Genomic DNA, 13,125 nt, shown 5'->3' with positions numbered 1-13,125 from the left:
CAAGCGTTATAACCAGCTAGAATGAACAGTTATTTGCTACGATTGGTATTACTCTCGCAGTTCCCAAAGCGAGAGCAAACTCGATTATCGACCAGATTTCGCAAGGTACGCCGACATTTCAGCCTCTGGCACCATACCGCCACCCGTCGCCCAAACTAGGTGAATGGCGTTCTTCATCTTATCTTCACTAAATTGCATTCGAGCTTGGTAAGCTTGGTCTTGTGAAACGTGAACTGCCCCCATCATGCCCGCCAACGCAGAAGGCTCTAAACGAATGTCTTCTTGTTCACTTAGCTCACCCAGATGATGGTACATGCGCTCATCCGTCATGGTGTAGTAACCATCAAGCAGTCTTTCCATTGCTCGTCCCACAAAACCAGACGCACGCCCTACCGCTAGACCATCAGCGGCAGTAATGTTGTCGATACCAAGATCTTGCACCGCGATGTCATCATGTAAGCCAGTGTGCACCCCAAGCAGCATACACGGAGAGTGTGTCGGCTCCGCGAAGATACAATGAACGTGGTCACCAAATGCCATCTTCAAGCCAAACGCCACACCACCAGGACCACCGCCCACCCCACAAGGTAGGTAAACGAACAGAGGGTGCTCCGCGTCAACGATGATACCCATATCATCAAACTGTTGCTTCAAGCGTTCGCCTGCAACGGAATAACCTAAGAACAAGGTCTGAGAGTTCTCATCATCAATAAAGAAGCAAGTTGGATCTTTCTCCGCTTCTTTGCGTCCCTGCTCTACAGCAACACCGTAATCTTGCTCGTACTCCACCACGTTTACGCCATGAGAACGCAGCTTGTTTTTCTTCCACTCTCGTGCATCCGCTGACATATGAACCGATACCGAGAAGCCAAGTTTTGCACTCATGATGCCGATAGACATACCTAGATTCCCTGTCGAACCTACGGCAATGCTGTACTGCTGAAAGAACTGACGAAACTCTTCACTGAACAATTTGCTGTAATCATCACTTTCACTTAGAAGCCCAGCTTCAATCGCCAACTTCTCTGCATGTGTTAGCACTTCATAGATGCCACCACGCGCCTTTATTGATCCTGAAATAGGCAAATGACTGTCTTTTTTCAGCATCAAACGTCCAAGAATTTGAGTGCCATATTGCGCTTCCAAGCAGGACTTCATCTTGTCGATGTCAACAACGTTCGATTCAATAATTCCGTTAGAAGCCGCCGTTTCTGGGAAGGCTTTCATTAAGTATGGAGCAAAGCGTTTTAGTCGTTCACTCGCGTCTTTGATGTTGGCTGCACCTAAACCAACGTACGGCAGACCTTCTTCAAGTGTGGTGATATTTGGGTTGAACCAAACCACCTCTTCTAACCCAATGAGTCGCTCAACCAAAGGGAATTCTGCTACTAGTGCGTTTACGTTATGCGTAGTCATTATTGTTTACCTTTATTAGATCATGTACGACAGAAGGAATGTGCCTGCTAATGCTACAAAAGAGGCAATGAATGTCGCTGTCGTGTAGTACTTGAAGATTTCTGTCATCGTGGCTCCGCAATATTGCTTCACCAACCAAAAGAGCGAATCGGTCACTATCGTACAACCAATTGCGCCAGAGCCTATAGCCAGAGTAATGATTTCTGGACTTACGTTCGGATAAAGTGGGAGTAATGGAGCCACAATTGCCGTCGCGCCCATCATGGCAACGGTGGCAGAGCCCACTGCCGCATGCAGAATAATCGCGACAAGCCATGCAAGAAGGATCGGATGCATATCGAGATTAGAAAGTAACTGTGTCAATACATCCGCCAAACCACTGCCCTTTAATACGCCGTTGAATGCACCACCAGCGCCAATAATCAGCAAGATGTTAGCAATCGAAGAAAATGCACCTTCCGTTTTCTCAAGCAGTACACTCATGCCCATGTTCTGCTTAATACCTAACATGTAATAAGCAACAAAAGCGGCGATAAACATTGCTGTAATTGGGTTACCGATAAACTCCAAAGTGGTGTACAGCGCACTGCCATGTTCCATATTGAGTTCTGCCGCCGTTTTTAACAGCATCAGCGCAATAGGTAACATCACGGTGAATAGCGTCGCCCCCAAAGATGGTAATTGTGCTTCATCTTTCACTTCTAGTGAGGTGAACTCTTCAGGTACGGTTTTGAAAGGTAGACGAGCACCCATCATCTTCAAGAACAGCGGACCGCCAACTAAAGACGCAACCAAACCTATGAGTAAGCCATAGAAAATCACAGAACCGATATCAGCACCAAGCTCATTGGTCACAAACAATGCGGCGGGGTGTGGAGGAACAATACAGTGCACTGCCATCAAGGCGGTACAAAGCGGAATGGCGAGATTTAAAAGTGAGGTATTGGTTTTTTTCGCAATCGAAAAAGCCAGTGGAATTAACAGCACCACGCCAACTTCTACGAATAGGGTAATTCCGCAAACAAGGCCGATTAACACCATAATGACTTCAGGTGATAGCCAGCGAATCTTTTGTAGGGTAAGCCCAATTCGCTCAGCCGCCCCAGACACTTCCATCATCTTGCCAAGTATGGTGCCTAAACCAATCACGACAGCAAGAAAACCAAGAGTGCCGCCAATGCCACTTTCGATAGCACTGACCATCTCTAAAGGTTGCATGCCCATCATCCCACCAACGTAAAAACTGGCGAGTAACAGCGCTAAAAAAGGATGGAGTTTAAACTTAACGATCGCAAAAACGATCATTAAGATACTCGTTATGAGGGTAGTAATGACCCAAAGGTTGGATTCCATGTTCAGACCTATGTTGTTGTTTTAATTGACTGCAATTAAACGAGGAATCCATAGCCCTGACAAACGATCAAAACTCACCTTTAGATGAAGTAAACTTAAACAAAAGCGTGATTTATACGACGTTTAGTGAATTTTTCGACCAATAGGTGAATCCAACTATAACAACGTCGTTATTATGTGTTCTATCAAGTTCGACTCAATAACGCACATGTACACCAGAGATAATATTTTCGCCAAGAACCAACGCATCAATAGTTTTCAACTTTCCAAGCTTCATACTTTTGAAGTGGCAGCACGACACTGTTCATTTTCTCTTGCAGCAGAAGAACTCTCCATGACGCCCAGCGCCATCTCTCACCGTATCAACAAGCTAGAAGAAGAACTTGGCATTGCCTTGTTTACCCGCTCTCACCGAAAAATCACACTCACTGAAGAAGGGGAGCGTATTTATCTCGCCTTGAACAGAACGCTCAACGAGTTAAACCAAGAGGTCATGGAAGTCAGAAATGGCGAAGTCTCCGGAGAGCTGACGATTTACTCCCGCCCTTCTTTTGCACAATGTTGGCTTGTGCCTAGGTTGTACCTATTTAAGCAAAAGCACCCTTCCATCGAGCTGAATATTCTTACTGGCAATGAGAACGTCAATTTCCAAGGTTATGGCATCGATGCCGCGATCTATTTCGATGAGCAAATGCCAGAAAAGTTGTGGTCGAAAGAATTGATGAGCGAAGAGATAATCCCGGTCTGCACTCAAACATATGCAGAACAATTTAACCTATTTGAAAAGCCAGCGAATTTGGTAAACGCCACCCTACTTCACGACAACCAAGCATGGGATTACAACTCCCATCACGATGAATGGACACTGTGGGCAAAGCAAAATGGCATAACAGACATTGATGCTATTCCAAGCATTTCATTCGACCGATCCGATTTAGCCGTCAGTGCTGCTATGCACAATGCGGGGGTTGCTATCGGTCGATTATCGCTGGTGGAAAAACGACTTAAATCCGGCGAACTGATCACCCCTTTTAGAAACCAAACTCTGCAATGCAAACAGAAATATTATGTCGTTACGGCTAACGAAAAACATTCTCGAAAGCTTGAGCTTTTTATTAACTGGCTAATTGAGCAAATCAGTATAACGAGAATATAAGAGAAAACGATTCAGAAGATCTATTACTTCACGCGCCGATTTCGCGTCACAAATAAATGTTAAGGCTGACTGAAAAACCAGCGCCTTCATTAGAAAGCGCTGATGCTTGAGCTTTGTCTGTCTCTCCCTATAATGACCCAACAATCAATACCCCAAACAGAACAAACTTGGTGAGGTAGTTAATGTTCGGTGATTATCTAAAGCAATTGAGATATCAACTTGGATTAACGCAAAGGGAGCTTGCGACAAAATTAAACTTGGCAAATCCAGAGTTTTCATCTGTGGATTCAGTCACTATTAGTCGCTGGGAAAGGAATGCAACGGCTCCTAAGACCGTCAAAGCAATTAAAGTGCTACGTGAGCTTACCTTAGATCTCAGACCTTTTTTGCTCTCTTTGCCTTCGCCGGAGAACGAAACGTTTTTGGACGATATCATTTATGAACGTTACTACTCACAAAAAGCACTATTACTTTCTTCTGGATATGAAGAATTAAGACCCCAAGAAGAAGCGCCTATTATCGAAGAGGCACTCTTTGCTCATGACATCGACACTCACCTCCCACGGTTGCATAACTTCTTCCTAAATGCCGATGCTCACTACCCAGGAATGCTGGACCTTGATTTCTTAGCATTAGATGAAGAAAACAAATTGATAGCCAAGGTGTATAGAGATAGTGAGTCCAACAAGGTAAAAGGACATTCAATTTCCTTCTTATTTAAAACAAAGGACCTCGACGAACACTTTACCAATCCTAACCAAACACTGCCATTTGAGCTCGTGCGGTCTTATTCGGAGCAGTATCAATTCGCCATGTGTTGTTTGAGTCGTTATGCCATGAGTGAACAAGTCTTCATGACACTGCACCCAACGTTTGTGGATTACATCGCGAGCAAATCCAATATTACTGAGATTTACTACTATGCCTTCGATAACAAATTCAGTGATTATCTAGTGGACCTTGGTGCAAAAAAAGTCGCGTATGACAGCCCAGCTCGGACCGGCTCTGTCAAAATCGGTCGAAAAGCATATCGAAAGTGTTTATTGAAATTGGATACTGCCGTGCTGTTAGCTCAGCCAGCGATGATCTACCTGCTCCACCAACATCAAACCAACATGGCTGCTCAAAGATAAATATAAAATGACTATGCGACGTTATTAATGGCTTTAGTTCGTATATTCCTACGTATAAGAGGTTGAAATTCACCTAAAGAACACCATTCCATTAATACCTATTATTTTCTTATGAAATATATTCTCTTTGATGAACATTTCTCATTTTTAAGATAATGGCAAAAAATATTAGCTCGAATTAAAATTCAATTATTTTTGTTTGGACATTGATAAATAAAACAATAAAATCATTATTATTCATATGGTTATATGAATGCAAAATAATATCCTTCATTTTCAACTAGGCATCTCATGCCTATAGAATACGCACAATGCCTTCTCAATTAAACGACAAACATAATACGATTTGCATGATATTTATGAGCAGCACGACATAAATATTAATGCATTTCCAACTTCCTATATGTCTCATCAATTTTAAATGATTGTACCGTACCGGAATACCATTTCTCAAAATTGACACATTTGGCAGAGAAATGTCATGCACATAACTTAAACGAAAAATAACAATTAGCTATGGACATGTTTTAAACCTATGGGGGAAGTAAAGTGTTCGGGAGTTATCTAAAATCAATAAGAACCACATTAGGGTTAACTCAGGAGCAAGCATCAATAAGACTAAATCTATTAGGTGGTGATTTAGCAAATATAGACTGTGTTACTTTTAGCCGATGGGAAAGAGGAATCACTCAACCGAGTCTAAGCCGACGAGTCAGAGTGCTTCGTGCATTTGAAAACAACCTGCTGCCATACCTTTGTAATTTAGGGTTAGATACGCCTTTAAAAGACGAGGTTGAACAGTTTGAATTGTCTTTGAAACAAAGATACCAAGACGCAATGTCTATCATCTCAGGGATTGACTACAAAAATGCTTACCCTGTTGTGTATGATCATATTGAAGAGGAAGAACTGAGCCAAAATAATGAGCAAGAATTCATTAATAGTCTGAACAACTTTCATAATCAGCTTAAGTCTTTAAATATTAAACATAGTCTTGCGACTATTGATTTGGTTGAATATCAGAAAGACAATCGAGCAATTGCTTATAAATACCTTTCCAAAGGTGAGCTAGTCGGTCATAACATTGGTATGTTTTTTACTGTGCCCACATTGGAAAATGAGCTAGATAGAACTAAAAAGCAACGCTTACCTATCGACACGATTGACCTTAGATTAACCAAGCCATTGAGAGAGAAAGGAGTATATTCTTACTACGCCATCAGTCAGCACTCCAAAAATGAACGCGTATTTCGTAAACAGCTGCATACAGAGTTCACTTTCTTGGCTCAAAACGCGCATATCCATCATTATTACGCAAGTGTCACTTTAAAGAGCTCGGTCGATGTGATGTTTAAAATGGGCTTTAGTGTTGCGGCTTACGAAGGAGAAAGCCCGGTAGGTGCAATCAAAGTTGGCGCTAAACGCTATACTCGCGCAATCATGTATATTGAAACCAGTGAGCTGTTTATTCAGCCAGAATTTCTCTATTTATTGACGTGTTGTGGTGTTTGTACTCATCGCCAATGTGACAGTTGTACAGAACACCCTAATTGCATTTGTTAAACAAATACCGGCTTTTACGCTTTGCTGTCGATTGTTAGTTTAGATTCACTGTGCCTTCATATCGCTATCTTTGACTTCTGATAACGGTTCACAGCTCTATAGCGGCATTCAAATGATTGCCGCTATATCACTTAGCAATCAAGATGCTCATCAATTCTCAAATGCTATCCTGCTCAACATCTAAGTCGTTAAGATCTATACCCAAGCGCTTTAATTTATTAGCAGGTGAAACGCATGAAAAAGATTCGCTATCCATTTGATTTGCACGGGACACTCTCAATTCAATATCGGGATAAAGTTAATCCAATATTTCTAGACACTAATGAAGAAAACCAATCCATCATTGATATTGATGACTTTGCAGTAAGAGCATTCAGCTATGAAGCGGAAGATCGTCTATTAAAAATCTCACTACAAAAAGCGGTAAATTTATCTGAAATAGCTGACTGTGATTCAGTATTGACGGGCATCGAACTTAAACAAAATAATATCAAACTTGATATCGTCTATTGCCTATATAACGCAGGCATTGTCAGCTCTAGTATCTCCTATCCTCTCGATGATGATTCGCCGATTGAATCCATTGCTATCGCGAAACCCCTGACTCTACACCTTAACTAACCTAACGTTTAAAACCGGATACGAAAAAGCCCTTAATTCGGCAAGAACAAGGGCTTTTCTGTCTGCGATTACTCATTATTACTTCTGATAGAAGGCGCGTTTTTTCTCATACATAGCTTCATCCGCGATCGAAAACAGATTTTCAATCGACACAGATTCACTTGAAGCCCCTCCAACAGAAAACTGAACTGGGTAGCGGTTATGCTCAGATAGCTCAACCCACTTATTCTGTTGAGATACCTCAAGACGTGTAATCAACGCGTTTAGAGCGTCAATGCTCAAGTCTTTTGCAATGACGGCAAATTCATCACCACCAATTCTGTACAACAAGGATTTTCCATTGAGAACCGACTTGATGAGTTGCGTTGACTTAGCAATCAAAACATCACCACGGTCGTGCCCATAATTGTCATTGAGGTTTTTTAAGCCGTTTATATCAATCACAATAATAGCCATAGATTGCCAATGTCCTTGAATGACGGATTGGCAAGCAAACTCATAGTCTTCGTCAAACGCCTTACGATTAAAGCACTTTGAGAGTTTGTCTCGACGTGCGAAATCTTCTAACTCCAGCCACGAGTATAACTGCTTCTTAAATAGCTCCAATAAAATGCGATCTTCTCCTGTCATGACATAATTGCCATAACAGAAGTAACCAATTTCAGCTCCCGTAGAAGATCGCATGGTTTTCGCATTTTCGCTGCGCGGTTTTTCAAAACTAAAGCGCATGTCTGAGTCAGGAAACAAGCGGGAGAGCCCCGAATTAATCACTTCCGGAATCGCATGGAACCCTACCCCTGCATGGCTAGTGGTAAAGTTAATCAGCGTCATGAGTTTTGCTTGGTGCGCTTCTTCGCGTGTTAAGTTTGCCCGCAACTCCGCCGTTTGCTCTTCAACTCGATGCTCTAGCTTTTGGTTGAAGTTCGCAAGTTGCGCGTTAGTATCTTGAACTTGTTGGTTGGCGTTGCGCAGCGCTTTGTTTCGTACTTCCAACTCATCCATCTGACTGGTCAATTGCGCCCAAAGCGAATCCAATAGGCTCATCAACTGTCTAAACTCTTTAAATTGAAAACGCTTAGGCGATAAATCTGGTCGTTTATTCGTTTTAAATCGACGCACGACCACTTCCATCTGACGAATAGGTTCTGTAAGCCATCGGCTTGCCACAATCGCAATGCATAGCGTCACAACCAAGGTCGCAATGATGATATTTAATAGCTGTTGCTTCGATTGTGTCAGTTCTTGGTTTCGTGCTGCGTCTGACACAGTGTGAATCATAGTCACTTCTAATGGCTTCACAAAACTGTTGTTCTGGACGGTAATTTTACTCAAATGATGCGTGGTATCCCCCTTGGTATTACTCACCGCACCATAGTGGAAGTTAACGCTTTCTTGAGCATATAAGAATGGTTGCGAAATTCGGATTAAATCCTGATATGACACTAAAACAACCAAATAACCTTGCGGCTCATACTCTGAACCTGGCAGCAGCGTGTACGGCAGTAACGGGCTGACAAAGGCGATACCACTTTGCCCCCCATTTAATACCAGCCCCTCATCAAAGTAAGTACTGTGATACATCTTACCTTGCTTATAAATGTCTTCAGCGGCTCGAATTTTGGTCAGCAGCTTACTGTTTTCTAGGTGATATACTGAGCCATTGCTTTCGTACATTGGTTGCCAGTTTTTATCGATAATGTAAGTCGTACTGACATTGACCGCCAACTCTTCAAATGTCTCTATCATTTGCCAGATAATGGATGAATACAGGACGTTATCCATGCCTTGAACGAGTAAGCGATCCTTGGAATACCAGCGAGTTAAGTTCGCCACAAAGGTCAGGTCTTCACCTATCGTTTCTTGGATACCTTGATTGGTATTTTCCAGTTTAAGTTCTTTTTGCACCAACAAATCGGTTTGGTGCTTATCGATCATACTGGTGCCCACCCAATAAGCAGGCAGTAACGACCCTACCACCACAATCAAAGTTAAGATGCTACGCAAACTTATCATAAGGATGCTTTCCTACTCTTGTGAATGTGATTTGAATGTTTATTGATGAAGTCCACCACAAATTGAGCGGCGCCGTGTGCAGGCATGCCTGCTTTATAGCGCTTATATCCGCGAATCAACGCTTCCCAAGTAACCGCCATTTCTACGGTACTTGGCATGGCATAAGCGGGGGTCAGCTCTTTGTACAAATCGCTATAGTAGGTGTTCTCTTCGTCATACCATTTGCGGTTGATTGAGCGATTGGTAGAGATCAAGTTCTGGTTGATGATGACGTCTTCAATAAACTCCGGCTTTTGTACGATCATCGCCAGAGTACGCATTGCTTTTTTCTTCGCCGGATTGCGCATTGCTTCAGCATTAAATGCCAACACCTTTCCGCCACTCAGTGAGTGCATGTGGTGATTATTGTACGTCGGTAAACTGCTGATTCTGAGTTCTGTTGAGAAGTGTTGCTTCAGCTCACCTAGCGCCCAATCACCATCAATGAGATATGGCGCCTTCCCTTCAATGAACAACGCTCGCGCTTGATCTTGGTTGTAATCATCAATCACCACACCTTCTTTAGGTAAACGACCATAAAACTTAAGAGCCGCCGCCAGTGCACCAACATCAATATCGGTGATAGGTTGCGTTCTATGATCGGAAAACATAGGCACAAACGACATCAAGAAGTACATGTTCGGATACTGCATTGCGAGCGTGCTGCCCTGTTTGGCATCTTCAATAAGCTTTTCCCAAGTTGGCTGTACTTCGTTGGTCAGCTTCGTATTCACATACAAAACCAAGTGATTACCTAAACCAAGCGGTACCCCATAAATGGCGTCGTCCACGGTGACGAGTTCCAGAGCTTTTGGCTCTATGCTTTTCTCTTCTAACCAGCTTGGCGGAATTTGGGCGAGATCAAAGTAGTCATGTAGTCCCAAGAAATCAGAAGGAACCCAAATAACATCAGGCACGGTAATACCAGTTTGCTTGGCGAGTAGTAGTTCTGAACGGATATTGTTTACATCGAACTCTCTGATCGCGAGTGTGTTGCCTGTTTCGGCTTCGAAGCGCTCGTTAATTTCTGCGACGGTAGAATATTCAATGCCACTCCAAACTTGGATCTCTTGAGCGGAGACCAAGGAGGAAAACAGAAATAACAACAACAGGCTCAGGTTTCTCACTAGAATTCTCGAAAATTGATGGTATTACAAAAGTAGCGAACGACTGGTGCTTATTCAAAAGCGCCGACAGGAAATGTGCGGGTGCTTCCATTGGTGCTTCACCCTACCATAGAAAGCAAAAAGCGCCGCAATTGCGACGCTTTCAAAGATTATATCACAGTTAGTGATTAAGCGTACTCTTGCTCGAACTCACGCATAAAGTCCACGAGAGCTTGCACTCCTTCAAGCGGCATCGCGTTGTAAATTGATGCACGCATACCACCAACGGCACGGTGACCTTTTAGTGCCTTCAGTCCTTTTGCATCTGCCAACTCTAGGAATGTGCCATCAAGTTCTGGTTTTGCTAGTTGGAACGGTACGTTCATCAGAGAACGGTTCGCAGAGTGCACTCCGTTACGGTAGAAATCAGACTGATCGATGTAATCGTATAGCAGTGCTGCTTTTTCACGGTTTACTTGCTCGATCGCTTTTACGCCACCCTGCTCTTTTAACCACTTAAACACTAGACCTGATAAGTACCAAGCGAATGTAGGAGGCGTGTTGAACATCGACTCTTTTTCTGCCAACACTTTGTAGTCAAGAATACTCGGTAGCACTTCTTTCGCCAAACCAAGAAGATCGTCACGAACAATCGCAATTGCAATGCCTGATGGACCAATGTTCTTTTGTGCACCAGCGTAAATGACACCGTATTGAGAAACATCAATTTCACGAGAAAGAATGGTCGAAGACATATCTGCAACAATTGGTTTATCCGTTACTGGCAGATCGTTGATTTCAATACCATCAATGGTTTCGTTCGGGCAAAAATGGACGTAAGCCGCATCTGGCGAAATTTTCCATTCTGTTGCAGGTAGAACTGCCGCTTTACCGTCAATCACCGTTTTTGCGTTGAACACGTCAGGTTCACAGTACTTTTTCGCTTCTGCTACTGCGCTTTCTGCCCAGTAACCACCATCAATGTAAGTCGCAGTTTCCGCGCTACCTAATAGGTTTAGTGGAACAGCGGCAAATTGAGCACGAGCACCACCTTGGCAAAACAATACTTTGTAGTTGTCTGGGATATTTAAAAGATCACGAAGGTCTTGCTCTGCTTCTTCTGCAACCTTAATGAACTCTTTGCTTCGGTGACTGATTTCCATCACTGAAGTCCCAAGACCTTGCCAGTTGATTAGCTCCTTTTGTGCTTGCTGCATGACTGCTTTTGGCAGACCTGCAGGTCCTGCACTGAAGTTAAATACGTTGTCCGTATTTTGTTCCATGATGCTCATTGCTCCTGCTAAGTAAAGATTACGAAATTAATATCACGTTTTTGCAGGGATAAAAACAAGAAAAGAGGTCTTACGACCTCTTTTTAAACTGGAAAAGCTAAAAACTTACTTTGTAAACTTCTCTATTGCATCAATGCAGGCATAAGCAGTGCGATTAAAGGAAATTCTTGTCCATTTTCGAACTTCAATTTCCCATCAGAAATTTGTGCTTTTAGTTCATAGCCCTTGTCTTTTTTCTCAATAAGTTCCATCACCATCAACTCGTCAACGCCTTCTTGAATGAATGGGTACAGATCCACCAACTCATCAGAGAAGTAAGTATTCAGCGAGCCTTTTGTCGCTGTCATTAGCTTCATCGGGTCTTGCGTGATGTGGTCGGTACCTTCCGGCACGGATAATTGCCATTCATTACGGAATTTGCCGTCTCCAAATGCGAGAGATAGTTCGTTGACTGATAGGTTAAAGCCTTTGCTAAACAAAGTATCAATATGCGGCAACAGCTTTTGAATCTCTTGCTCATCTAGCATTGGTGAATTTTGGTAAATCGACATAATTTGATCGAACGACTGGCTGTCAATATCACCGATAGCGAAATCAAGCTTGAAGTTATCAACGTCTGTACCATCCGTTAAACGCATTTGCTTGGCGTCTAATACCAACTGGGTGTTCAGTTTGTCGCCAGATTCATTCAGGGATGTATTGCCACTGTAGCTTGCGTTCTCGATTAGGAACATCGGGGCAAGTTGCGCATCAACAATATCCAGTTTTTGTAGAGAGAAAGATTGCTCCCCTAGCCAGTATCCTTTTGCTTGCTTACCTTTGCCTTCACCTTTCAGCTCTGTTAGATGAATCTCTTCACCATTTTCAAAGTCGATTTGTACCGAAGGAATCGACACTTGGTAGTTTAAATCACCCAGCACAGTCACATTACCTTTAACTTGCGCAGGACTAGATGAAAGGTGCATACCTTGAGCGTCGTTTTGGTAATTCCAACTTGCTAGGTTAAGCGTGAAATCCGTGTTTCCGTTGAGCTGTGTTTTACTGTGCATCGTCAGCGGCAAAAAGTCAGCATCCACCAATTTAGAGTCAGCACTTAGGCTTGTTAAACCATGTGTTACGTCGCTGGTCACATCAAAAGCTGTCGGAAGACCATCACGCTCAAGCTGCGCTTTGATTTCTGGGTCGACAACGGTGTAACGCGTCAGAACGACCGAAGACAGGTAACCGCGGTCATATTCCACAATTTCACCTTTGACCATTTCATCGTTCATATTGGCGATGCCATCTTCAATGATAGTTTGACCAATTTGACCAACTGCTAACGGCCAACACAGCGCAAGAGAAATAGCGCCACCAATGGCACCGATTTTTTTAAGATTTTCCATAACGTCACTTATTGAGTATTTGTGCTCAGTCTAACCCAAACCCAAAGC

At 43.0% G+C, this 13,125-nt stretch carries 10 protein-coding genes; 4 read left to right on the top strand and 6 right to left on the bottom strand.

Annotation, left to right across the window (positions count from 1 at the left end; genetic code table 11):
* Positions 1 to 84: 84 nt before the first annotated feature.
* Together OH463_RS02850 and dsdX are read right to left on the bottom strand one after the other, a co-directional pair.
* Complete coding sequence (locus tag OH463_RS02850) at positions 85 to 1,416, bottom strand: D-serine ammonia-lyase (protein ID WP_269990451.1); 1,332 nt, start codon at positions 1,414 to 1,416, stop codon at positions 85 to 87.
* A 15-nt stretch (positions 1,417 to 1,431) separates the two neighbouring features.
* Complete coding sequence (gene dsdX / locus OH463_RS02845; protein ID WP_269990450.1) at positions 1,432 to 2,769, bottom strand: D-serine transporter DsdX; 1,338 nt, start codon at positions 2,767 to 2,769, stop codon at positions 1,432 to 1,434.
* A gap of 208 nt (positions 2,770 to 2,977) precedes the next feature.
* On the opposite strand from dsdX, the gene dsdC reads away from it, so the two are divergent.
* From dsdC to OH463_RS02825, 4 genes are all read left to right on the top strand, one after another.
* Entirely contained in the window at positions 2,978 to 3,925 is a 948-nt protein-coding gene (gene dsdC, locus OH463_RS02840) for a DNA-binding transcriptional regulator DsdC (protein WP_038898864.1), read from the top strand.
* Between the two features lie 182 nt (positions 3,926 to 4,107).
* Positions 4,108 to 5,058, top strand: a complete 951-nt coding sequence (locus OH463_RS02835) for a helix-turn-helix domain-containing protein (RefSeq protein WP_269990448.1) — start codon at positions 4,108 to 4,110, stop codon at positions 5,056 to 5,058.
* Positions 5,059 to 5,607: 549 nt separating this feature from the next.
* Positions 5,608 to 6,621 carry a helix-turn-helix domain-containing protein gene (locus OH463_RS02830; protein ID WP_017188162.1) on the top strand — a complete coding sequence of 338 codons (1,014 nt, stop codon included), beginning with the start codon at positions 5,608 to 5,610 and terminating at the stop codon, positions 6,619 to 6,621.
* A gap of 234 nt (positions 6,622 to 6,855) precedes the next feature.
* Positions 6,856 to 7,242 carry a hypothetical protein gene (locus OH463_RS02825; protein WP_005444511.1) on the top strand — a complete coding sequence of 129 codons (387 nt, stop codon included), beginning with the start codon at positions 6,856 to 6,858 and terminating at the stop codon, positions 7,240 to 7,242.
* A gap of 78 nt (positions 7,243 to 7,320) precedes the next feature.
* On the opposite strand, the gene OH463_RS02820 is transcribed toward OH463_RS02825, so the two are convergent.
* The 4 genes from OH463_RS02820 to OH463_RS02805 all read right to left on the bottom strand — a co-directional run bounded on the left by OH463_RS02820 (position 7,321) and on the right by OH463_RS02805 (position 13,077).
* Complete coding sequence (locus tag OH463_RS02820) at positions 7,321 to 9,255, bottom strand: diguanylate cyclase domain-containing protein (RefSeq protein WP_005444512.1); 1,935 nt, start codon at positions 9,253 to 9,255, stop codon at positions 7,321 to 7,323.
* Positions 9,252 to 10,421, bottom strand: coding sequence for a sugar ABC transporter substrate-binding protein (locus tag OH463_RS02815; RefSeq protein ID WP_005444513.1), 1,170 nt, complete (start codon positions 10,419 to 10,421; stop codon positions 9,252 to 9,254). Before OH463_RS02815 ends, OH463_RS02820 begins: the two co-directional genes overlap by 4 nt.
* A 167-nt stretch (positions 10,422 to 10,588) precedes the next feature.
* Positions 10,589 to 11,683 (bottom strand): 3-phosphoserine/phosphohydroxythreonine transaminase, encoded by a 1,095-nt coding sequence (serC, locus tag OH463_RS02810; RefSeq protein WP_009698119.1) that lies wholly within the window; start codon positions 11,681 to 11,683, stop codon positions 10,589 to 10,591.
* Between the two features lie 131 nt (positions 11,684 to 11,814).
* The gene (locus tag OH463_RS02805; protein WP_017188166.1) at positions 11,815 to 13,077 is read right to left on the bottom strand and encodes a DUF945 family protein; all 1,263 of its coding nucleotides are present in this window, start codon (positions 13,075 to 13,077) and stop codon (positions 11,815 to 11,817) included.
* Positions 13,078 to 13,125 lie beyond the last annotated feature (48 nt).

The sequence above is a fragment of the Vibrio sp. NFR genome (assembly GCF_027587095.1).
GTDB lineage: Bacteria > Pseudomonadota > Gammaproteobacteria > Enterobacterales > Vibrionaceae > Vibrio > Vibrio harveyi.
This window is presented reverse-complemented; position numbering and strand designations above follow the sequence as displayed.